The organism is Mesobacillus maritimus, assembly GCF_023715205.1.
GTDB classification, from domain to species: Bacteria; Bacillota; Bacilli; order Bacillales; family Cytobacillaceae; genus Mesobacillus_B; species Mesobacillus_B maritimus_C.
The window spans coordinates 158,654-181,969 of record NZ_JAMBNR010000001.1 but is presented as its reverse complement, the minus strand read 5'-3'; the positions used below and the strand labels follow the sequence as shown (position 1 = coordinate 181,969).

Sequence of the window (23,316 nt, the reverse complement as noted above, 5' to 3'; positions counted from 1 at the left end):
AATCTTAAAGCCGACATGAACCATATATTAGCCATCTTGTATATTTAAAATTAGTTAGCAAGCTCTCTTCTCATTAATATGAATCTATTTTTGAATACCCTAGCATATTCAACATATCTTTTGTTGAAGAGCAACAAAGATTGAGAAAAGAGCCTTAAAAAAGATAACTCCGAATTGGATAAGTATGCTAATATAAATAAGGTGTGTTTAGAAATCTACAGTTTGTATAAGGAGAAACTATATGGAGTTTGAGCTATTAACACTTCTAAAGTATTTATTTTTAGGTTTATTACAGGGGTTTACAGAACCCATTCCGATTTCCTCAAGCGGCCATTTGGTTCTGGCGCAATATTTTATGGGGATTGAAACGAAAAGTCTCACTTTTGAGCTACTTGTAAACGCCGCCTCGTTATTTGCTGTTTTACTTATTTATAAAGAAGATATTAGTCGCCTGGCTAAAAATGGAATTGCTTATACAATCTCACGTAAACCTGAGGCAAAAGCTGACTTTTGGTTCATCCTCTTTTTAGTGATTGCAACTATTCCTGCTGGTGTAATTGGTGTCTTGTACGATGATAAGATCTCTGAAGTAATGAAAGGAAATGGAATTCAAATTATTGGTATTACTCTTCTCGTTACAGGGGTAGCGTTATTTCTCATTCGGAACTTGCGCGGTAGAAAACAAGATGGAGACATTACGTTAAAAGACTCCATAATCGTTGGTTTAGCTCAGGCGGTGGCTTTAATCCCGGGAATCAGTCGCTCTGGAGCAACGATTGTTGCCTCGATGGGATTAGGAATGAAACCAGAAACTGCTCTGCGGTTCTCGTTTTTATTATATATTCCAGTTAGTTTGGGTGGAACAATCTTAAGTATTTCAGACTTACTAAATGACCCGAATCTTAGCCAATTATTCATTCCTTATTTAGGGGCATTCATTGTTTCGTTTATTGCTTCGTATTTCTCATTAAAATGGTTTATGGGAATTATGGCTAGGGGAAACTTAATTTATTTTAGTATCTATTGTTTTATTGTTGGTACAGCCGTACTTATATTTGCATAAGAACGAGGGAAAGCTAGTTCGCATGATAGATGTGAGCTGGCTTTTTTTATACTTGCTATGTGGTCAGCAAGTAAGTGTTTGACTTCTGAGATGAATTGTAGCATTTTCACCTAAATTGGAAATACATAGCATTCTATGAAAAACATATTACTTTACGTAAGTTTAAAAAAAGGTTTATAATACGATAATAGTGATAATCACAGGATTCTTGGGCTTATTCTGTTCAAGGTCTTTTTTTCATTCATATTTAGATTAGGTGGTTAAACAAAATGGAAAATACTTCATATCGAGTTTTACTGTATTATCAATATGTTCTGATTGAGAACCCAGAGGAGTTTACAGCAGAGCATTTACAATTTTGTAAAGACTTAGGATTAAAAGGACGTATTTTAGTAGCTTCAGAAGGAATTAACGGAACAGTGTCTGGTACGGTTGCGCAAACCGAAAAATATATGGAAACGATGAAAAATGACCCGCGTTTTGCGGACATGGTCTTTAAAATTGATGAAGCGGATGGTCATGCGTTTAAAAAAATGCACGTTCGTCATCGTCCAGAGCTTGTCACACTTAGACTAGAGGATGATATCAATCCATTAGAGCTTACAGGGAATTATTTAGAGCCAAAAGAGTTCTTTGAAAAAATGCAAGATGACAATACGATTGTGATTGACGCACGTAACGATTACGAATACGATTTAGGACATTTCCGGGGAGCGGTCAAGCCTGACATTAAAGCATTCCGTGAACTCCCTGATTGGATTCGTGAAAACAAAGAGATGCTTGAAGGAAAGCAAATTTTAACCTATTGTACCGGTGGAATTCGCTGTGAAAAGTTTTCTGGCTGGTTAAAAAAAGAAGGGTTTGAAGACGTTTCTCAGCTTCACGGCGGAATTGTCACATACGGAAAAGACTCAGAAGCGCAAGGTCAATTATGGGATGGACAATGTTATGTGTTCGATGGTCGAATTAGTGTTCCTGTAAACAAAGTCGAGCATGTTGTTGTTGGGAAGGATTATTTTACAGGTGAACCTTGTGAGCGCTATGTGAACTGTGCTAACCCTGAATGCAATAAACAAATACTTGTTTCCGAAGAAAATGAGCATTTTTATATGCGCGGTTGTACTCATGAATGTAGAACACATCCACGAAACCTGTATGTAAAAGAACATGGTTTAACGGAAGAAGAAGTAGAATTGCGTTTAAAGAAAATCGCAGAGAGAGAAAATGTTGTTACAGGATAATGCTTTATAGAGTTAAATCTCAACAATATGAACAGAGTAAAAAGGTACTTGCTTTTTACTCTGTTTTTTTAGCGTGACGGAAAAGGGAATCCTTTGAAAGAGGAAAATAGCAAAATATTGCAAAAAAGGAGGGCATTGACGTGGTAACCGAAATTAAGCTAGATGGTCACCTAATTAGTGTCTATCAATACCATGAAGAAAAAGTAAACGATTTACATAAAATATCTGTAGGCTTTAAGGTGACAAGTGAGGAGTATCACGATACAGCGATGTTGCTTTATCGTGAAACATTTGATGTCATAGTACCTGAGCGGAAATTAAGTTTCAGGGGTAGAATTACAAATTACTCCACTTCAATCACAAATTTATATTTAAAAGGACAGGTCGGCGATTATCAACTCACATTAACTGAAATTGTCAGATGAGAAAGAAGGCTGGAACATGAAGTTAAGTATATTGGATCAAGCCCCAATTTCATCAGGATATACCGCAAAACAAGCATTGGAAGCTTCCGTTAAACTTGCTCGAGCTGGTGAAGAGTTAGGATATACGAGGTATTGGATAGCAGAGCATCATGATTTGCCTGGCTTAGCCTGTCCTGCACCAGAGGTGATGTTAAGTTATATTGGTGCACAGACAAATAAAATTCGCATTGGTTCAGGAGCCGTTTTACTGCCTCACTATAAACCATATAAAGTTGCTGAATTATATAACATGTTAGCTACTTTATTTCCTAACAGAATCGATGTTGGGATTGGGAGGGCTCCTGGAGGTTCAGCTGAAGCTACCACGGCACTTTCAGAAAACTACCTTCAACAAGTTTGGAATCTACCTAGCTTAGTTACTGATTTACTTCATTTTATCAACGATGACTACATACCGGCTAATCCACATGCCACTTTATCTGCAACACCTGTACCGGATACACCTCCTGAAGTATGGTTATTAGGAACAGGAAAGAAAAGCGCTATACTCGCCGCTAATGAAGGCTTAAGTTATGCTTTTGGTCAATTTATGAGCAGTGAAGATGGAAAGGGAATCATTGACCAGTACCGCAATGCATTCAAACCTCGAGAACATGGAAGTGGTCCCAAAATAATATTAACAGTTTCGGTAATTTGTGCGGAAACAACAGAAAGAGCAGAGGAGATCGCATTAAGTTCTCTAGTTTGGTCACGACAACTTGAAAAGGGAAATGGCAAAAAAGGAGTACCTTCAATTAATGAAGCCAAAACTTACCCAATTACAGAGGGAGAAAAACAACAACTAGAAATGCAAAAGCAAAAGATGATTATCGGAAATCCAAAAGAAGTCAAATCAAAACTGAAGGAACTTCAAGCGTTCTATCGAGCAGACGAATTAATGATTGTGACCATCAGTCATTCAATAGACGATAAAATTCAATCTTATCGTCTTATTATGGATGAATATTCGAAATAAGAAAAAAGACTCCACTCTTATTAAATTTAGAATGGAGTCTTTCTTTATATCGATTTCACATATTCCTGAACCATTTCAACGCTGACATTTTTCCTCTTTGGAAGCATTCTTACAGTCAGGGAGTTCATCTTATTGGTTACCGCATTTATTTTATCCGTAGAAAATGGCTGCCCTAACCTACATAATTCAACTGCTTGTTCAATATATTTCTCACGGAGTTGATCTAACCTCATAAATTCTTGATATTGTTGATTCTGATTAGCAGCATGTTTAATTAAATCTTTATGTACACTCATTATTCTCTCTCCTATAATTCAAATCTTGTTATCTACTATATCACATGAATGTACAAGTAATAAATCTTAAACCAAAATTTTAAAAATATGTTACAATACTCTTATATCAGATATTAGTAGCTAGTATTAAAATAAGGAGAGTTTATATGAAGAAACGAGTGGTCATTACAGGAATCGGAGCAGTAACTCCTTTAGGGAATAATGCTAATGTTACATGGGACAGAATTAAGAACGGTGAATCAGGAATCGCACCGATCACTAAGTTCAATACTGAGAATAATAGCATAAAGGTTGCAGGAGAGGTGAAGGATTTCGTCCCTGAAAACTACATGGATGGTAAAGAAGCAAGACGGATGGGGCGGTTCACGCAATTTGCCGTAGCTGCAAGTAAAATGGCCATTAATGATGCGGGGATCACCATTGGTACACACGTCCTTCCAGAAAGAGTAGGTGTGTGGATTGGTTCAGGCATCGGTGGCTTAGATGAATTTGAAGTACAGCATAAGCGGTTTTTAGATAAAGGAGCACGGCGTGTAAATCCATTCACAATCCCAATGCTTATTCCTGATATGGCTGCGGGACGTGTTTCAATCGAATTGGGAGCGAAGGCAATCAATAATTGTTCGGTTACTGCCTGTGCTTCAGGTGCAAATTCTATTGGAGATGCTTTCCGTGTCATTCAAAATGGGGAAGTCGATGTTATGGTTGCAGGTGGTACTGAAGCAGCAATTACAGAAATGACGATTGCAGGGTTCAATAATATGACAGCACTGTCAACCAATCCTAATCCAGAAACAGCAAGTCGTCCATTTGATAAAAATCGAGATGGCTTTGTTATCGCTGAAGGTGCGGGAATCATTATATTAGAAGAGTTAGATCACGCAATAGCACGGAAAGCTAGAATTTATGGAGAATTGGTTGGCTATGGAGCAACAGGAGATGCCCATCATATTACTGCACCAGCACCTAAAGGGGAAGGCGCACAAAGAGCCATGCGTTTAGCTCTAGAAGACGCCGATCTCTCTCCTCAAGAAATAAATTATATTAATGCTCACGGGACAAGTACGCCATATAATGACTTATATGAAACACAAGCTGTTAAAGAAGTTTTTGGTGAACATGCATACACATTGAGCATGAGTTCAACGAAATCGATGACTGGCCATTTATTAGGAGCAGCAGGAGCTGTCGAAGCAATCTTTTCTGTATTAGCGATTAAGGAAGGCATTTTGCCGCCAACAATCCATTATGAAACTCCAGATGATGAATTGAATTTAGATTATGTAGCGAATCAAGCTAAACAGAAAACAATTGATTATGTACTATCAAATTCCCTTGGTTTTGGTGGGCATAATGTATCGTTAATCTTTAAAAAATATGAATAAAGCCGGAAAACCTAGAGAGTCTTCTCTAGGTTTTTTAATTTGACAAAACTAAGAAACTTCACATGTTAGTGTTCTTTAAAGTTTGATTAATCAAACAAAAAAGGTTATGAATTTTCATACTCTGTAAGTTGTACTATGTGCTAAATACACATTGTAAAACTGAACCCTTCGCCCAATAAATATCATGAAACTCATCAAATAAAGCACGATAGCGTTTAAGGTAAACCAGCATTAGAAGGAAATAGTAGTAGCTACTAACACATTGTGTTACAATATAATTGAATATTTAAATAAATATAACAGCATGTTAGAGAAGCTGAAGGATGTCAATCACTTAAGTTTGAGGTGAATGTCGATGAATAGGAAACGGGAGAGTACAGGTTTTCTAATTAAACAACGCGCATTTTTAAAATTATACATACTGACTAGTATCGAAAAAGAGCGTTGGTATGGAATGCAATTGTTAGAAGAATTGAAAACTGCTTTTAAACCCTTTGGATATGAACCACAGCATTCTGAGATTTATCGAGCATTGCATGATTTATTAGAGGATGGAATATTAACCCGACATAAAATAGTCGAAGAAGGAGCGAAATATAAGGAAGTTGTTGTTTACTCAATAAAAGATAAGGAGACAGCAAAAGCATATAAGAAGTTAGTGAAAGCAGACCTTGATCGCGGGGAACAATTATTACGAAAAGCACTCCAAGACAATTTTTCTTAAATAAAATCATAAGCAAATATACAGAATCCTTCATTCGAATCCACCACTTTTCTATGGTGGATTTCTTCTTAGCTTGTTTTCCTAAAAATAAAAGAATAAGAATATAAATAATCTGAAACGACCTAGAAAGGTGGGTTTATATGGATTCAAATCTTAAACCAGCATCAACTGTTGTATTGATTGACGAGAAAACAAGAGTATATTTGACGAAACGACCAAAAACGATGAGGTTTTTAGGAGGGTATTTTGTTTTTCCAGGTGGTGCTGTTGAACAAGAAGATGCCATAATCGATGACTATTTTGTAATAAATCGAAAGGAAAACGAGGATTTTCACGCTGGATACTATATTGCTGCAGCGAGAGAGTTGTTTGAAGAAGTAGGGATCTTATTAGCTAGACAGGACGACGGCCATGCTGCAAGATTAGATCTAGGGATTGAGCAAGAATACCGTCGTCAGCTGTTAGCAGGAGAAATCTCATTTTCAAGTATTTTAAAACAAGAAAAGCTTTATTTTGACTTTAACAGTTTAACATACTTTGGACACCGTATTACACCAAAACAAAGTCCAATTCGATTTGATACACGATTTTTCATAGCAACCCTTCCAACAAATCAAACCCCAAGACCAGATGATAAAGAAATTGCCGAAGCCGTATGGATGAGACCTGAAACCGCCTTAAACCAATATAAACAAGGGAAATTACCTTTGGTCCCACCGACAATTGATTCATTAGAAACCATTCTTAGCTATGAAAACGGTGGAGAATTAATGATGCCAAAACAGAAAAAACAAAGTTTTCCATTTCCGCTAAATTAAGATTTTATCATATAGTAATCATCATGCACTTGCACTTCTCCATCTTTAATGAGTTTACAGAGATGCGCTTCTGTTGTTCGCTTGGCCACTTCAAAAACGCTTGGATGAATATGATCTTGATAGATATGTTTGGTCAGTTCAGAAACAGTAAGTTGTTTAAACTCAAATAATAACTTTTGTATTTGTTTTTCCCGAAACAATCGTCGTTCAAGTACAAAAGAAATTTGCTTTTGTGGATTTTCAACCCATTGACCATGACCTGGTCCGATTGTTTTGATTTCCATACTTTGTAGTCGCTTTAATGAATGAAGATAATCCGTCATATCGCCATCAGGTTTTCCAATCCATGTTGTACCTTCTGATAGGATGTTATCTCCAGCAAGCAAAATTTTTTCAGTTGGGATATAAAGATTCAGATGTCCTTTTGTATGGCCTGGAGTGTGAAGGAAAATTATTTCGTGATTAGCAACTTGAAAACAATCTCCATCATTAACAGTTTTTACAGCCGAATATGGTGAAATAGCCTCTACAATCGCTTGTTTTTCGTAAGTATGGCAGTAGATAATTGGAGACCAGTTAGCGACTTGAAGGACCCCCGGAGCATGATCAGGATGTGCATGTGTTAAAACAATGTGCTTCGGTTCCGGCATGTTATTTTCTTGAAGCGATTGTTCTAATACTTTTCTAGTTTCAATATGATTGTAACCTGTATCTACAAGTAAACTCTCATGGTGATTTCCTATTAAATAACAATTAGTTGATGTGTGCGGCCATAGAGTTGGAGTCGGTATTGGGATGCGAAGTACCTTTAGTTTTTCCACAAAATCTTCCTTCCTAATTTTAAGTTAATGTCCTTTGATACAAAACACAGCTAACTGTATATTACGAATTTTCTAATAAAAAATAAAGAGATGAAAACAAATTAAGTAAAATGAAAATAACAACATGTAAGCGTTTTATCTTGGTTGGATGTCTATTTTTACTTGTGTGAACATTTTATTTTTTTAAAAAACGTGTTATTATTTCATATAATAATAGAAAGATATTATTGAATTAAAAGAAAAGTGAGGTCTTTCAACCAATGTCTGAGGGTAAAATGAGAAGTGATATGATTACAAAAGGATACGACCGTGCACCACACCGTAGCTTATTGCGTGCTGCTGGCGTTAAAGAAGAGGATTTCGGAAAACCGTTTATTGCGGTTTGTAATTCTTATATTGATATTGTTCCGGGTCATGTTCACCTCCAAGAATTTGGAAAATTAGTAAAAGAGGCAATCCGTGAAGCAGGTGGAGTCCCATTTGAGTTTAATACAATCGGTGTAGATGATGGAATCGCAATGGGACACATTGGAATGCGCTATTCATTGCCGAGTCGTGAGATTATTGCAGACTCTATCGAAACAGTTGTATCAGCCCATTGGTTCGATGGGATGGTTTGTATTCCGAACTGTGATAAAATCACCCCTGGAATGATGATGGCCGCTTTACGTGTCAATATTCCAACAATCTTTGTAAGTGGTGGCCCTATGCAAGCGGGCAGAGATAAGGATGGAAACCCACTTTCTTTATCTTCCGTATTTGAAGGGGTAGGTGCCTACCAAGCCGGAAAAATTGATGACCAGGGACTACAAGAACTTGAACAGTTCGCCTGTCCTACATGTGGTTCATGCTCAGGAATGTTCACAGCAAACTCCATGAACTGTTTAGCTGAAGGACTTGGTCTTGCTCTTCCTGGAAACGGGACGATATTAGCTGTTGCAGAAGAAAGAAAAGATTTTGTTAAGAAGTCAGCCAAACAATTAATGAATTTAATTAAAAAAGATATTAAGCCTCGTGATATTGTGACCATTGATACAATTGATAATGCATTCGCTTTAGATATGGCAATGGGTGGTTCAACAAATACTGTCCTTCATACCCTAGCTTTAGCGCATGAAGCTGAAATTGACTATCCTATTGAACGAATTAATGAAATTGCAAACCGTGTGCCACATCTAGCCAAGATTGCTCCAGCATCAGACTATCATATTGAAGATGTGCATAATGCCGGTGGTGTTAGTGCGATTATTAATGAGTTATTGAAGAAGCCAGGTGCAATTAACGGTGATTTATTGACGGTTTCTGGAAAAACCTTGAAAGAGAATGTTGCAGGTGCAGAGATATTGGACAAGAACGTTATTCGTCCACTCGATAATCCTCATTCTGAACGCGGAGGGTTAGCTGTACTATTTGGCAACTTAGCTCCAGAAGGATCAATTATCAAAGTCGGAGCAGTTGATCCTGCTGTAGGAGGATATCATAGAGGACCAGCAATCTGTTTTAATTCTCAAGAAGAAGCGTTAAATGGAATTGTGAATAAAAAGGTTAAAGAAGGACATGTAGTTGTTATTCGGTACGAGGGACCAAAAGGTGGTCCAGGAATGCCAGAAATGCTCGCACCTACATCACAAATTGTCGGAATGGGACTAGGTGCAAAGGTTGGTTTAATTACTGATGGTCGTTTCTCTGGGGCATCACGTGGTATCAGTATTGGTCATATCTCACCTGAAGCAGCAGAAGGTGGGCCAATTGCCTTTGTTGAAGATGGAGATATCATTGAGTTAGATTTAAACAACCGTACAATCAATCTAGAAATCTCGGATGAAGAATTTGAAAATAGGAAAGCAAATTGGAAAGGCTTTGAATCAACAGTGAAAAAAGGTTATCTCGCACGTTATTCTAAACTGGTTACAAATGCTAGCCAGGGAGGCGTATTAAAAGTTTAATGTTCTAGAAGAAGCAATGGAGTATTTTCTCTGTTGCTTCTTTTCGTATATCTTGACAGTCCTACTTAAGATATGTTATTAAAATATTTGTTAGCACTCATGGATTGAGAGTGCTAAACTAATCTATATATTCCCCTGAAATTTATTATGATATTTTCTATTATAAAAGGAGAGAGTGCTATGGAAAAGAAACAATTTCAAGCAGAGTCGAAACGATTATTAGAGATGATGATCAACTCGATTTATTCCCAAAAGGAAGTATTTTTGCGTGAACTTATCTCAAATGCTAGCGATGCAATCGATAAAATCTATTATCGCGCGCTAACAGATGATTCCTTAACATTTAACAAAGATAGTTACTACATAAAAATAGATGCGGACAACGAAAATCGTACGCTTAGAATCTCAGATACTGGGATTGGAATGACGAAAGAAGAACTTGAAACGAACCTAGGTATTATCGCAAAAAGTGGCTCATTAGCGTTTAAAAGAGAGAACGAAATTAAAGATGGTCATGATATCATCGGTCAATTTGGTGTTGGTTTTTATGCCGCTTTTATGGTTTCTGACGTCGTTACGGTAGTCAGTAAAGCATTAGGTAGTGACCAAGCCTATAAATGGGAATCAGAAGGTACAGAAGGTTATACAATTGAACCAGCTGTAAAAGATTCCGTCGGAACTGATATCATTCTCAAAATCAAAGAGAATACCGAAGAAGAGCAATACGATGAATATCTTGAAGAATACCGGCTGAAGGAAATAATTAAAAAATACTCTGATTTTATTCGTTATCCGATTAAAATGGATATCACTCAAAGAAGCCTAAAAGAAGGCAGTGAAAATGAATATGATGAATATAAAGAAGAACAAACCATCAATAGCATGGTTCCAATTTGGAAGAAAAATAAAAGTGAATTAACGGATGAAGATTATGCCAATTTTTATACAGAAAAACATTATGGATTTGATAAACCACTGAAGCATATTCACATTAGTGTAGACGGAACAATTCGGTATAACGCAATTTTATTTATCCCAGAAAATATTCCGTTTGACTATTACTCCAAAGAATATGAAAAAGGTTTGGAATTATATTCAAATGGGGTCCTAATCATGAATAAGTGTGCGGACCTACTCCCAGATTATTTTAGTTTTGTAAAGGGAATGGTAGACTCAGAGGATTTGTCTTTAAATATCTCACGTGAAATGCTTCAGCATGATCGTCAATTAAAATTAATAGCGAAAAACATTAACAAGAAAATTAAGAGCGAATTAAAAATTTTATTAAAGAACAGTAGGGAGAAGTACGAAGAGTTTTTTAAGTCCTTTGGTCGCCAGTTGAAATTTGGTGTTTACAATGATTTTGGAGCAAACAAAGAAACGCTCCAAGATTTGTTAATGTTCTATTCATCAAATGAAAAGAAATTAGTAACATTAGACGAGTATGTTTCTAGGATGCCTGAAGACCAAAAATTCATCTATTATGCTGCTGGTGAATCTGTCGAGCGAATTGAAAAGCTTCCTCAAGTTGAGCTTGTTGCCGACAAGGGTTATGAAATCTTGTATTTTACTGAAGAAATCGATGAATTTGCGATTAAAATGTTGATGAACTATCAAGAAAAAGAATTTAAATCGGTCTCTAGCGGAGATTTGGGCATTGAGGAAGAAACCAATGATAAGGATGAAGAAACTTCAAAGGAAAATCAAGAGCTTTTCGCTGCGATGAAAGATGTGTTAGCAGGAAGAGTTAAAGATGTTCGTGCTTCAAAACGGTTAAAATCCCACCCAGTTTGCTTAGCATCTGAAGGAGATATCTCTATCGAAATGGAAAAAATTTTAAATGCAATGCCTGATAGCCAAAATATCAAAGCGGATAAAGTATTGGAAATCAATCCAAGCCATGAAGTATTCCAATCTTTAAAAAAAGCATTTAATAGTGACAAAGACAAACTAAATCTTTATACCAATCTTTTGTACAATCAAGCATTGTTAATTGAAGGTTTACCTGTTCAAGACCCGGTTGAGTTTACAAATGATATTTGTAAAGTAATGATATAAAAATCGATTATATGTCACTATATTTAAGGGACTAGCCCCGTATTTCAGTTTGTGGAACACGGGGCTAGTTCATTTTAAATTATAGGATAATATGGTTCATACCTAGGATGAGTATAATATGGTGGTCTTGGTCCAATCTTTGGAAGTTGAAATGGGTAAAGGTTTTGATTATATAAGACATTTACTTTCTCTGGTGAATGATGCTCTAATAATAACGTGGCTTTTGCATGATAAATGAAGTTTGACAATCTCGTAACCCCCAAAAACAAAATGTAAATCCCGCTAATATCCTATTCAAGTAATATGGAAATGAGCGCGTCTCTACTGGACTGTTGGACATCATGAAATAACCAAGCACATCCATAGCCCAAAAGACATAGAGTAATCAGAAATCGTTATTCAGGAGGTTCTTTATGTCACAAGATCACCATCAACAAAAATCCATTCAAGGGTATCCGATGTATCCGAATTATGGCAAAATCACTGAATACAAAGATGTTCCATTAACCGTCCCTGAGCAAAGACAACTTCGTCAACCAGGAGTAGAAAAATTAATGGTTCCTAGACCGATTATTGAAAATCCTCAATATCTAGGTAGCGGAAAGTTAAAAGGGAAAGTTGCGCTAATTACTGGTGGGGATAGTGGCATCGGTGCAGCGGTTGCGATTGCGTTTGCAAAAGAAGGAGCGAAAGTCGCCATTTCTTATTTAGATGAACATGAAGATGCGAATCGAACTAAGGTTAGAATTGAAGAACTTGGTCAACAATGTTTATTGCTTCCGGGGGATTTAAGAAAGAAACAACAATGCAAAGCTATTGTTGAAAAAACGGTTCAAACCTTCGGGAAATTAGACATTTTATGCAATCATGTTGGGATTCAGTTTCAACAATTAAGTTTATTGGATATCACTGACGAGCAGTTCGATGATACTTTTAAAGTCAATATTTATTCTCATTTTTATACAACAAGAGCGTCATTGCCATACTTAAAGGCAGGAAGTAGCATTATCAATACAGCTTCAGTTGTGGCTTATGATGGAAATGATCAATTGATTGACTATACAGCTACAAAGGCAGCAAATGTCGGATTTACTCGTGCGTTAGCAAATAATTTGGTTGATAAAGGAATTCGAGTTAATGCAGTAGCACCAGGACGTATATGGACACCATTAATACCAGCAAGCTTTTCTGCTGATCAAGTTCCGCTTGCTGGGAATCCAATGGAGCGGCAAGGGCAACCATTTGAACTCGCACCAACCTATGTGTACCTTGCTTCAGATGATTCACGATTTGTCACCGGACAAACACTTCATGTTAATGGTGGGCAAGTGATGTCTTCGTAAAAATATGCGATAATAAACAAACAACACTTATTTTAAACGTAAGTGTTGTTTGTTATTAAACTTGAACATACAAAGGATGCATTTATGGTTGAGAAAAATACAACAAAAACATATATAAAAGAATGGCAAAAAGCGATTCAAAAAGAAATTTCTTTTTTAAAAAAATTTGGTGGAACACGATATATTGTCTATAATGGTCGATTTATATCAAGAGATGAAATGTTTACGTACTATTTTGATACATCAAGCTCATTGCCAATTCCAATCGGATCAAAAATAAGGTTAGAATGGGGAGGGCTAAAAACAAATGGTCGTGTTCTATCTTCTGAAGGTAAGGGAATGATTGTTGCACTAGAAAAAAGTATAGGAGAATTAATATCAGAAGCGACACTCTTACATGACCCTTGGGAATTGTTAGAAAACTTAATTGAACGATTAGACGAGATTAAGAAAAGCAAGCAAAAGCGAGCTAGATTAAAAAGGCTAATGGACCCAACAATGGAACCGAAACATCCAACAACAAGAATCAAGAGCAATGTTCATGAATTGACTTTAAGGTCAAAGTATAATCCAGTAACGTTTGTTTGGGGTCCTCCTGGCACCGGCAAAACATATACACTTGCACGTGTAGCAGCAAATAAATACTTGCAAGAAAAACGCATTTTGGTGTTGGCACACAGCAATCAAGCAGTAGATGTTCTTCTTGCAGAAATCTCTTTATTTCTAAAGAGGAAAGACAAATTTTGTGTAGGAGATGTGCTTCGTTACGGTACAAATTCTGGGCAATCCCTTGCCAATCATACTGAGATTACTTCTGAACAATTAATTGAGAGTTCCAACCCTAAATTATCAAAGGAACGCACTGCACTATTAGTTGAGAGAAGAACAATAAAACAAGATTTAACTCGGTCGTTTAGCAAACGAGATTCGGACGAGCTTTTAGAAATTGAAACTAAGCTAGCTAGGCTACTAGATAAGTTTCGTCAAAAGGAACTAGAATTGTTAAAAAAAGCTGCGATTATTGGTACAACGCTCGCGAAAGCAGCGAGTGATTCTGCTATTTATGAAAAAGAATTTGATTTGATTATTGTTGATGAGGCGAGTATGGCCTATGTTCCACAAGCTGCTTTTGCAGCAACGCTAGGAAAAAGGGTGATCATATGTGGTGATTTTAAACAGTTACCACCCATCGCAGCAAGTCGAGACTTACTGGTAACAGAGTGGTTAAAAGAGGATATTTTTCATAAAACTAACGTTGCTGATTCCGTGAATCAGCAGAAGTTACATCCCCACATGTTATTATTAAAAGAGCAGCGCAGGATGCATCCAGACATTTCCGCTTTTACGAATCAATATATATACAAGTCTCTTGTGGCAGATCATGAAGCTGTGTATACAAATCGCAATAAAATTGTCTTGCAAACACCTTTTTCAGGACATGCTTCTATACTTTTAGATACTAGTTATACAGGACACCATTCTCTTAGTGAAAAGAGCTCAAACTCGAGATATAATCTTTGGCAATTGTTATTGTCCTTTCAACTCATCTATGAATCTGTTCTCGGAGGGGCCAAATCAATTGGGTACGTGACTCCTTACCGGATACAATCTAATTTAATGAACCTTCTGATAGAGGAGTTATTAGAAAACGAAAACAAAAATGCGGATATTATAGCAGCAACGGTTCATCGATTCCAGGGAAGTGAGCGGGATGTGATGATATTTGATACTGTAGATGCCGAACCTCAATCAAGACCAGGGATGCTGTTAGTTGGCAAAGACAGTGAGAGGTTAATTAATGTCGCCATCACTCGTACCCGTGGAAAGTTTATTCACGTTAGTAATACGTCCTTTATTAAAAAAAACATTTTCCGTGGGAAAACACTCCGACAACTTGTTGACCACCAAATGCAGCATAATCAACAGGTGACAACGCAAAAGATTGGATATTGGATTAAAAACCAACACTCAAAATTAGCTTGGTCGCACGCAAGAAAGCAATCTAAAGTATTCCAAGATCTACAATCTGCGAAAAACTCTATTGTTATTGCGATCCCGGAGGGGAAAACTCTTGCTACAGAATGGGAGCGAATGTTGGCTAAGAGGCATCCAAAAGTTTCGTTTACTCTTGTCTCAAAACAACCAATGCAACACTTACAACCAAATCAGTGGATGGATGAAAATATCGCCTTCCCATTTATTTTAATCGATGAGGAAATATTATGGCTTGGTCAACCATTAGAAGCGGTGGTTGATGTGGACCCACCTTTTGTTGCAGCAAGACTTCATTCTAGAAAGGTAAGTGAATTTTTCATCGGACAATTATTGAAAGAATAGAAGAGAATCAAACAAAACGTCAACTACGAACCTTCAAGTTTGCAAAGGTTCGTAGCTCTTTGTTAGACTATTTTTTAAAAAAGACTCATTAAAGTAAGCTAGACTAATGCGATTGTAAGCCTTATCCAGTAAACTTTTATCTACTAACGGAATGCTTGGGGAATTTACCTTCACCTATTACCAAAAATATGGGTAACCATATCCGTATCCATAACCATAAGGGCCATATGGCGGATAGAAAGCACTTCCTAAGGCTGCTCCTGCTAATAAACCTCCAACAAACGGAGCACCAAAGCCAAAGCCGTAACCAAACGGACGCCCAAAGCCCCATGGTCTACCAAAACCGAACGGACGCCCAAAACCCCATGGTCTACCAAATATTCTCGTGTCATAAGGATTCATAAACATTTCTTGACCGTTATTCATTTTCTATATTCCTCCTCATATGTTTATTCCGTACATTTTATGCAGACACCCATATAATCTCTTGGGTATTCGCCTTTTATAGGAAAAATACCCCACCTAGAGCGGTTGATATGATGACGAGTGGGGAGAATAGATATTTGGAGGAGGTGTTAAGGGTGAAAGACAAACATAAAAACAATAAAATTATAGATGCTAAACAAACCATACTGAATAACCGAATTAAAAACGAATTAGAAGGATTAACATTCACAAAAAACTTTCGGTCTGCTACTGCTGAAGAATGGTATGTCTTTTTGCCAAGTTTCGAAGATCCCCAAACTGGTGGAGCTGCTGGGAAAGCTATTATTCATTATGATTTATATGGGAATCGCGATATCTTTATCAATTCAACGGTTATTTTTGACGATCCTAAATTACATGAAGAAGATACGCGACCAATCGTTCATGCCATTGTGGAAGAACTAATTAATCGTCTTGTTGGTTATGCTGATACCCTCCTCTCTGTTCATTCAGGAGAAAATTCTTACCACGCAGTGTATAAGTCAGAGGATTAATCCAAGAGCTCTTTTTTAATCCTTAATTTAAATTTTCGAAATAAACAGTAAAGTGTAGTAAAATTAAATGGAGAATTATAAAATGATAGAAGGAACGAGAAAAAATATCTTAGGAGTGAGGATAATGAAAGCGGTTTACTTAGTAGAAGGAGCACGCACGCCATTTGGAAGTTTTGGTGGTTCGTTAACAAATGTTTCAGACATCGATTTGGGCGTGATAGCAAGTAAAGAAGCCTTGAAGCGAAGCAATGTCTCAGCAAATGAGATTGATCAAGTGTTTTTTGGCAATGTCATACATACAACAAAAGCGGCTTCATATTTATCCCGACATATCGCTCTTAAAGCAGGGATTCCAATAGAAACGCCTGCGCTAACCCTTAACCGTTTATGTGGATCAGGTCTGCAGGCAGTCGTTTCAGCAGCACAGGCGATTCTATTGGGAGATGCGGAAACAGCGTTAGCTGGTGGAGCTGAAAATATGAGTCAAGCCCCACATGTTTTAAGAAATACACGATTTGGGACAGGACTAAAAACACCAGAAATTGATGATATGCTTACCTTAACATTGCAAGATCAATACACAGGTTGTGGGATGGGGATTACAGCTGAAAACTTAGCAGAACAATACGAGATTACTAGAGAGGAACAAGATGAGTTTGCACTCATCTCCCAACAACGTGCAGCAAATGCTAGGAATGCCGGAAGATTCCAGAAAGAAATTGTCTCTGTTGAAGTCTCTAATCGTAGAGGCACCATTACTGTTTCTGAGGATGAACATATTAAACCAGCTACATCATTAGAGAAGCTTTCTGGTCTGAGACCTGCTTTTAAAAAGGATGGAACTGTAACGGCAGGAAATGCAAGTGGAATCAACGATGGTGCAGCAGCGGTTGTACTAGTTTCAGAAAAATATTTAGAAGAACATCCAAATGTTAAGCCTTTAGCCAAAATTACTTCATGGGGAGTAGCCGGTGTAGACCCTACAATTATGGGAATAGGTCCAGTTCCAGCAAGTAAAATCGCTTTGGCTAAAGCCGGTTTAAGTATGAGTGATATTGATTTAATTGAATTGAACGAGGCATTTGCTGCGCAATCATTAGCTGTGATCAAAGCACTGAATCTTAATCCGGAAAAGGTTAATGTAAATGGAGGGGCCATCGCTTTAGGTCATCCAGTAGGGGCAAGTGGAACAAGAATTCTCCACTCCTTAGCTATAGAATTGAAAGAAAGACAAGGAAAATACGGTTTAGCTTCACTTTGCATCGGTGGTGGCCAAGGTATATCTGTCGTCATTGAGGGCATTTAACCATAGAGATAGATTCATAGGAAACGCGTGTGCCTAAGAAGGTACACGCGATTTTTGTGAAGATCTTCATAGAAATGTTTACATGATGAATAAGAATTAGTGACAAAAATTTTATTATCCTATAGAACAATATATTTAGGGTATAATCATGGATATGAAAACGAAGGAGGGATACCAATGAATTACCAAAATAAAGTAGTAGTTATAACCGGGGCAGCAAATGGGATTGGAAGAGTTATAGCTAAGCTTTATGCAGAAAATGGAGCAAGAGTGTTTGTGGCTGACGTGGACAAACAAAATGGAGAGAAAACAGTTTTCGATATAAAGAAGAATGGTGGACAAGCTCATTTTATTCTGACCGATGTAAGAAACGAAAGTGAAGTAAAAAAGTTAATGAAAACAGCATACGATACATACAATAGTCTCAATATATTAATTAATAATGCCGGTAAAGGAATATGGAAAAGCCCGTATGAATTAACGATAGAAGAATGGGACGACGTCATGCACACCAATTTAAGAAGTGTATTCTTAGCATCACGTGAAGCAGCAAAATATATGCGGAAGAACGAAAGTGGTGGTGCAATAGTGAATATTGCTTCAACAAGAGCCTTAATGTCCGAACCCAATTCGGAAGCTTATGCAGCAACAAAAGGTGGAATTGTGGCGGTAACTCATGCACTTGCTGCTTCTTTTAGTGAAGATCATATAGCAGTTAATGCCATTTCCCCAGGGTGGATTGAGACAGGTGATTATTCAAAATTAACGGAACGAGACCACCGACAACATTTTTCCCAGCGTGTTGGTAAACCGGACGATATTGGCCGAGCATGTCTCTACTTAACGTCACCAGAAAACAACTTTGTAAATGGGGTGAACTTAGAAGTAGATGGTGGTATGACGAAAAAGATGATTTATGAAGAATGAATATATGAATATTTGCCTTCTCGCCTATATACTCGAGAAGGCTTTTTGGTCTATTTATTCTATTGTAATTCTTTGGAATTTTGTTTAATCTATTAATATATCGAAACTGCAATAGAATGCCTGCCTTACAATTAATTGATGAACTCATTTTGTTTTATGTAAATGCTTACTTAAAAAGACGAACGGCCTCTAAAGGAGACGATTCTATGGAAAAAATAAGACAAATCTCAAATGAACTAAGGGATTGGATTATTGATACGTTAAGCAAAGGTGTTAGTCCTGTTGTCATTGCAGATGCCTTAATCAAAAAAGGATTTGCCCCCCGCTTTGCATACGAGACACTTTTCCGAATCGTGGGGAAAGAATCCATCGTTACGAATGAAGCCGTACAAGAGGCATATCAGTCCGAGACACCACCAATAGGGAAAAAGGGCACGGTTATTTCCACCCTCGACCGTGACATTAAAGTACTCTCTAGAGCTGATAAGCCGTTCATCCTTCACTTAGATAATGTATTGAGTGAAGCTGAATGTGACGAACTCATTTTATGCTCAAAAGAACGCTTGCTCCCTTCTAAAATTGTAGACCCTAAAACAGGTCAGGAAGTAACCGCACCTGGCCGAACAAGCAAGGGAATGGCTTTTAGTGTCCATGAAAACAACTTAATTGGAAAAATTGAACGAAGAATAGCTGCACTGACTGACTTTCCAGTTGAAAATGGAGAAGGTCTTCAAGTTTTAAATTATGACATAGGGGAAGAGTATAAACAGCATTTTGATTTTTTCCCACCCAGTAAAGTTGACCCTGAAAAAGGTGGGCAAAGAGTGGGGACTTTTCTCATTTACTTAAATGACGTTGAAGCCGGCGGAGAAACTGTTTTTCCAAAAGCAGGAATTAGTATTGTCCCTAAGAAAGGATCCGCTGTTTATTTTCATTACGGAAACAGCATAGGTCAAGTAGATCGGATGTCCGTGCATAGCAGTGTTCCAATCAAAAAGGGCGAGAAATGGGTCGCTACAAAATGGATTCGCCAACAAGCAATTTATTGATTGTATTGCTACCTATTTTTAGTTTAATTAGTTAGTCAGAAAAATGTACACATGGTTTTAAAATTGTTAATATTGTTATATATCAAAAGATAGCTAATGATTATTGGAAGGTGTGAACCAGATGACGAACCAAACAAATGAGGCGTTATTTAAAGAAGTAATGGGTAATTACCCGACAGGTGTTACGGTTGTTACAACTGTTGATGAGAATGGTACCCCACTTGGGTTAACGGTCAATTCTTTTGCATCCGTTTCTATTGACCCATTGCTCATTCTATGGTCAATTGATAAGCGAGTATCTTCTCATGATGTATTTAAAAACACTGACAAATTTGCTGTTCATGTGTTAGCAGGTGACCAAAGTGATATTTGTTCCTTATTCGCTACGAAGGGAATAGATCGCTTTAGTAATTGTGAATGGCAATTGTCTGCTCATAATCTCCCTGTGATTGCTGGTGCAGCAGGCGTTCTTCAATGTAAAACATATAAGACTGTGGATGCCGGAGACCATACGATCTTGATCGGAGAAGTTGTTGAAATTCAGAGTGAACAAAAAGAACCATTATTGTACCATAAGCGAAAGTTTGGTCCAATTCCAGATGAATTTTATAAGTAAAACTGTTAGATTTCCCTTCCTTTTTTAAGGAAGGTTTTTTTATTTTACTTTTCGTAATTAAGGTTATTTTTAACCAACGAATTTTAACTATACAATGTGTAAGTCATATTTTGAACTTTAGTTCTGAATTAAATTAATCATGGGAAAAAATGACTATCTAGATTTAACAGGTCTACAATTTTTAGAAAAGAGTCTATTAATAAAACCAATTTTATTCCAGTATCTACTCAGCATGATTCTTTATGAAGTGGAAATTTTAATACGGAGGAGAGTGAACCTCTTATTATGGGAATGGGGTGAAACGATGATTAAAAGTGAAAATATTCGTGACTTAATTACGGTAGAAGATGAAGCTGGCAACGAAATTTTGTATGAAGTTGAAGCTTTATTTGATATGCGGGGAGAAACGTACGCATTATTAAGATCCGAAAATGATACTGTCCTTATGCAAGTTGAGGAAGATGAAGATGGGCAACATCTAATTGGATTATCTAATCATTCTGAAAAAGAAGCCATTCTTGATGCCTATGAAATAGCTGTTGATGCTGCTCCAGCAGATCCACAGTAAGGAGGAGTGCAAAATGAAAAAAGAAAATTTAAAGAAACAAGAACCTACTGTCGCCCCAGGAATGGATGATCAGGAAGAAATGAACGAAGAAGCTACAAATAGTGAAATCGAAAAAGGAGAATACACAGAGGTAACAACTCTTTCTTATGACGAAGTTAATCCAAGCTAGATGAAGGAGGTTAGAAAGTGGCTGATTGGAATCATCAAGGTGCACCCAATAATAATTTGCAATCCGAAACCATTCGAACTTCAACATTAGTAGGTAAAAAGGGGTTAAAGAATGAACATGAGTTCTCAGAAGAACTTTCAGATGGAGGCGAACGTGACCAAGCAATTGAAAAGCAATTAAAGCGACGTCAACCAAGTATGTGATTAGGAACGGAAAGTAGCCAAATGGCTACTTTCTTTTAATGACAGGAAATTCTGAATTTCCTCATTTTATGTTGTTAGATGCATTTTATTACAGTAATTTTAAAAATTGTGTAGAATAATTATGAGCTTGCGTTATAATAGTCTATAAATTAAAAAAATTGTATTAATAGGGGGAATTTCTTTGAACAAAACTAAATGGAGATTGATAGCTATTACGCTCACAGTCATGCTTGCGCTTGTGGGTTGTGGCAGTCAAGATAATGCAAGTGAAGAAAACAATAGTGAAAAAAGCAATGAATCTACTGAAAAAATCACTGTTGATGTAGGCATGCTGAAATTAACAAGTACAGCTCCTTTATTTATTGCGATGGAAAAAGGTTACTTTGAGGAAGAAAATCTTGAAGTTAATCCACAATGGTTTGAAGCGGCACAACCAATTACGGTTGCGACAGCTGGTGGTAGCGTTGACGTAGGAGCGACTGGAATTACAGCAAGCTTATTTAATATGGTCGCTGGTGGACAGCAATTATGGATCGTAGCAGATAAAGGGCGAGAACAAGAAGGCTTCTCATCTTCAGCTGTACTCGTTCCAGACGATTCTGATGTAGCAGAACCCAAGGATCTAAAAGGAAAACGAATTGGCATCACGCAAACAGGCTCTACCTTCCATTATATGGCTGGAAGGATACTAGAAAACCACGGACTTACAATTAATGATGTTCAGTTAGTTCCCTTAAACAGTATTAAAGGCTTGATGGAAGCATTGAATAGTAAACAAGTAGATGCAGTCATTTTAAATGAACCGAATATCTCAACCGTTGTTCAAGAAGGCTACGGTAAAGTGATTACGCAAGTTGGTGAGGAAATGGATTATCAAACATCAGGCATTTTCTTTTCTCCAGCTTTTGCCGAAAACAAGGAGGTAGCAGTTCCATTCCTAAAAGCGTATGTAAAAGCAACTCAGTATTATTATGATGCCGTATTAACACAAGAAAACGGTGAATTGGTTCCTGGCGAAAACTATGATGAGGTTGTTGAAATCATAGCAAAATATACGGACCAAGACCCTGAATTAATTAAGCTGGGTATGCCGTATATGGATCCTCAAGGAAAATTATTAGAGGAAGACATCCAAACTCAAATTGATTGGTACGCGAAAGAAAAGCTGATTGATAAAGCAATCGATGCAAGTAAAATTGTTAATACAGATTTATTAGAAGAAGCGTTGAAATAATAGGGAAGTGACAGCATGAAAGTCGTAATTGAGAATGTAGAAAAAAAGTTTGTCGATTCAAAAAAGAATGAAACACTCGCACTCGAAGATATCAACTTTACTATTAATGAACAAGAATTTGTCGTCTTAGTTGGTCCGAGCGGATGTGGTAAATCGACTCTATTAAATATTGTTGGCGGCTTATTGTCACCAACAAAAGGACAAGTTTATTTTGAAGGTAGTAACGATGATAAAGAACCTACCTTAGGGATTGTTTTCCAAGATATTGCTCTCTTTCCTTGGCGCAATGTCTTAGAAAACGTTACGTTTGGATTAGAAGAGAGAGGAGTTCCTAAAAAGGAACGTGCCAAAAAAGGTCAACATTATATTGATATGGTAGGATTAACAGGTTTTGAAAATGCCTTCCCGAAACAGCTTTCTGGGGGCATGAAACAAAGAGCAGGTATTGCTCGCGCACTTGCAGTCGAGCCTGACCTCCTGTTAATGGATGAACCATTTTCTGCGTTGGATGCTCAAACACGGACCATTATGCAGGAAGAGCTTTTAACCATTTGGAATCGAACAAAGTTAAGCACATTGTATGTGACACATAATATTCAGGAGGCTGTATACCTAGCAGACCGAGTAATTGTGCTGTCACGTCATCCAGGCCACATTAAGAAAATTATTCAGATTGACCTCCCTAAAATCGGTCGAGACCAAGACAAATATCGGCAACAATTTGAAAAATATGCGGATGATATTTGGCAATTAATCCGACATGATGCTGAAGAAGCATTGAAGGAGGTGTAA

The 23,316-nt window shown here is 37.2% G+C and carries 25 protein-coding genes; 21 read left to right on the top strand and 4 right to left on the bottom strand.

Annotated features, from left to right (window positions below; genetic code table 11):
- Nucleotides 1-241: 241 nt before the first annotated feature.
- From M3182_RS00900 to M3182_RS00885, 4 genes are all read left to right on the top strand, one after another.
- Nucleotides 242-1,063: an undecaprenyl-diphosphate phosphatase gene (locus M3182_RS00900; protein WP_251429539.1), complete on the top strand. Its 822-nt coding sequence runs from the start codon at nt 242-244 to the stop codon at nt 1,061-1,063.
- A gap of 269 nt (nt 1,064-1,332) precedes the next feature.
- On the top strand, nt 1,333-2,304 hold the full coding sequence (gene trhO, locus M3182_RS00895) for an oxygen-dependent tRNA uridine(34) hydroxylase TrhO (protein ID WP_251429543.1): 972 nt from the start codon (nt 1,333-1,335) through the stop codon (nt 2,302-2,304).
- A 140-nt stretch (nt 2,305-2,444) separates the two neighbouring features.
- Nucleotides 2,445-2,729 (top strand): DUF3219 family protein, encoded by a 285-nt coding sequence (locus M3182_RS00890; protein WP_251429546.1) that lies wholly within the window; start codon nt 2,445-2,447, stop codon nt 2,727-2,729.
- A gap of 16 nt (nt 2,730-2,745) precedes the next feature.
- Nucleotides 2,746-3,744, top strand: coding sequence for an LLM class flavin-dependent oxidoreductase (locus M3182_RS00885; protein ID WP_251555800.1), 999 nt, complete (start codon nt 2,746-2,748; stop codon nt 3,742-3,744).
- Nucleotides 3,745-3,788: 44 nt separating this feature from the next.
- On the opposite strand, the gene M3182_RS00880 is transcribed toward M3182_RS00885, so the two are convergent.
- The gene (locus M3182_RS00880; RefSeq protein ID WP_251429552.1) at nt 3,789-4,040 is read right to left on the bottom strand and encodes a DUF2533 family protein; all 252 of its coding nucleotides are present in this window, start codon (nt 4,038-4,040) and stop codon (nt 3,789-3,791) included.
- Nucleotides 4,041-4,186: 146 nt separating this feature from the next.
- Between M3182_RS00880 and fabF the strand changes: the two genes are divergently transcribed.
- The 3 genes from fabF (at nt 4,187) to M3182_RS00865 (ending at nt 6,967) form a co-directional block, all read left to right on the top strand.
- Nucleotides 4,187-5,425, top strand: a complete 1,239-nt coding sequence (gene fabF, locus M3182_RS00875; RefSeq protein WP_251429555.1) for a beta-ketoacyl-ACP synthase II — start codon at nt 4,187-4,189, stop codon at nt 5,423-5,425.
- 349 nt (nt 5,426-5,774) lie between these two features.
- The gene (locus tag M3182_RS00870; protein ID WP_251429559.1) at nt 5,775-6,149 is read left to right on the top strand and encodes a replication termination protein; all 375 of its coding nucleotides are present in this window, start codon (nt 5,775-5,777) and stop codon (nt 6,147-6,149) included.
- A gap of 140 nt (nt 6,150-6,289) precedes the next feature.
- A complete protein-coding gene (locus M3182_RS00865; RefSeq protein ID WP_251429562.1) occupies nt 6,290-6,967 on the top strand; it encodes an NUDIX hydrolase in 678 nt (225 codons plus the stop codon).
- Here the strand turns inward: M3182_RS00865 and M3182_RS26320 are convergent.
- Nucleotides 6,964-7,788 carry an MBL fold metallo-hydrolase gene (locus M3182_RS26320; RefSeq protein ID WP_251555799.1) on the bottom strand — a complete coding sequence of 275 codons (825 nt, stop codon included), beginning with the start codon at nt 7,786-7,788 and terminating at the stop codon, nt 6,964-6,966. The two genes, M3182_RS00865 and M3182_RS26320, sit on opposite strands and share 4 nt — an antisense overlap.
- 275 nt (nt 7,789-8,063) lie before the next feature.
- Here M3182_RS26320 and ilvD point away from each other — a divergent pair, with 275 nt between their 5' ends.
- Together ilvD and htpG are read left to right on the top strand one after the other, a co-directional pair.
- The gene (gene ilvD, locus M3182_RS00855; RefSeq protein ID WP_251429844.1) at nt 8,064-9,734 is read left to right on the top strand and encodes a dihydroxy-acid dehydratase; all 1,671 of its coding nucleotides are present in this window, start codon (nt 8,064-8,066) and stop codon (nt 9,732-9,734) included.
- A 180-nt stretch (nt 9,735-9,914) separates the two neighbouring features.
- Entirely contained in the window at nt 9,915-11,792 is a 1,878-nt protein-coding gene (gene htpG, locus M3182_RS00850) for a molecular chaperone HtpG (RefSeq protein WP_251429568.1), read from the top strand.
- A 74-nt stretch (nt 11,793-11,866) separates the two neighbouring features.
- On the opposite strand, the gene M3182_RS00845 is transcribed toward htpG, so the two are convergent.
- The gene (locus M3182_RS00845) at nt 11,867-12,040 is read right to left on the bottom strand and encodes a hypothetical protein (protein WP_251429571.1); all 174 of its coding nucleotides are present in this window, start codon (nt 12,038-12,040) and stop codon (nt 11,867-11,869) included.
- 165 nt (nt 12,041-12,205) lie between these two features.
- Here M3182_RS00845 and M3182_RS00840 point away from each other — a divergent pair, with 165 nt between their 5' ends.
- Both M3182_RS00840 and M3182_RS00835 read left to right on the top strand, forming a co-directional pair.
- Nucleotides 12,206-13,135: an SDR family oxidoreductase gene (locus tag M3182_RS00840; protein WP_251429574.1), complete on the top strand. Its 930-nt coding sequence runs from the start codon at nt 12,206-12,208 to the stop codon at nt 13,133-13,135.
- Nucleotides 13,136-13,219: 84 nt separating this feature from the next.
- On the top strand, nt 13,220-15,472 hold the full coding sequence (locus M3182_RS00835) for an AAA domain-containing protein (RefSeq protein ID WP_251555794.1): 2,253 nt from the start codon (nt 13,220-13,222) through the stop codon (nt 15,470-15,472).
- A gap of 177 nt (nt 15,473-15,649) precedes the next feature.
- Here M3182_RS00835 and M3182_RS00830 read toward each other — a convergent pair whose 3' ends face one another.
- Nucleotides 15,650-15,898, bottom strand: coding sequence for an inner spore coat protein YmaG (locus tag M3182_RS00830; RefSeq protein WP_251429580.1), 249 nt, complete (start codon nt 15,896-15,898; stop codon nt 15,650-15,652).
- Between the two features lie 182 nt (nt 15,899-16,080).
- Here M3182_RS00830 and M3182_RS00825 point away from each other — a divergent pair, with 182 nt between their 5' ends.
- The 10 genes from M3182_RS00825 (at nt 16,081) to M3182_RS00780 (ending at nt 23,316) form a co-directional block, all read left to right on the top strand.
- Nucleotides 16,081-16,452, top strand: a complete 372-nt coding sequence (locus M3182_RS00825; RefSeq protein ID WP_251429848.1) for a hypothetical protein — start codon at nt 16,081-16,083, stop codon at nt 16,450-16,452.
- A gap of 124 nt (nt 16,453-16,576) precedes the next feature.
- Nucleotides 16,577-17,758 (top strand): acetyl-CoA C-acetyltransferase, encoded by a 1,182-nt coding sequence (locus M3182_RS00820; RefSeq protein ID WP_251429582.1) that lies wholly within the window; start codon nt 16,577-16,579, stop codon nt 17,756-17,758.
- 177 nt (nt 17,759-17,935) lie between these two features.
- Entirely contained in the window at nt 17,936-18,685 is a 750-nt protein-coding gene (locus tag M3182_RS00815) for a glucose 1-dehydrogenase (RefSeq protein ID WP_251429585.1), read from the top strand.
- Nucleotides 18,686-18,891: 206 nt separating this feature from the next.
- On the top strand, nt 18,892-19,734 hold the full coding sequence (locus M3182_RS00810) for a 2OG-Fe(II) oxygenase (RefSeq protein WP_251429588.1): 843 nt from the start codon (nt 18,892-18,894) through the stop codon (nt 19,732-19,734).
- A gap of 121 nt (nt 19,735-19,855) precedes the next feature.
- Nucleotides 19,856-20,350, top strand: coding sequence for a flavin reductase family protein (locus tag M3182_RS00805; RefSeq protein ID WP_251429591.1), 495 nt, complete (start codon nt 19,856-19,858; stop codon nt 20,348-20,350).
- 139 nt (nt 20,351-20,489) lie between these two features.
- Nucleotides 20,490-20,918, top strand: coding sequence for a DUF1292 domain-containing protein (locus tag M3182_RS26315; RefSeq protein ID WP_349774443.1), 429 nt, complete (start codon nt 20,490-20,492; stop codon nt 20,916-20,918).
- A 13-nt stretch (nt 20,919-20,931) separates the two neighbouring features.
- A complete protein-coding gene (locus M3182_RS00795; RefSeq protein ID WP_251429593.1) occupies nt 20,932-21,087 on the top strand; it encodes a hypothetical protein in 156 nt (51 codons plus the stop codon).
- 17 nt (nt 21,088-21,104) lie between these two features.
- On the top strand, nt 21,105-21,290 hold the full coding sequence (locus M3182_RS00790; RefSeq protein WP_251429596.1) for a hypothetical protein: 186 nt from the start codon (nt 21,105-21,107) through the stop codon (nt 21,288-21,290).
- Between the two features lie 181 nt (nt 21,291-21,471).
- The gene (locus M3182_RS00785) at nt 21,472-22,524 is read left to right on the top strand and encodes an ABC transporter substrate-binding protein (RefSeq protein WP_251429599.1); all 1,053 of its coding nucleotides are present in this window, start codon (nt 21,472-21,474) and stop codon (nt 22,522-22,524) included.
- Nucleotides 22,525-22,539: 15 nt separating this feature from the next.
- Nucleotides 22,540-23,316: an ABC transporter ATP-binding protein gene (locus tag M3182_RS00780; protein ID WP_251429602.1), complete on the top strand. Its 777-nt coding sequence runs from the start codon at nt 22,540-22,542 to the stop codon at nt 23,314-23,316.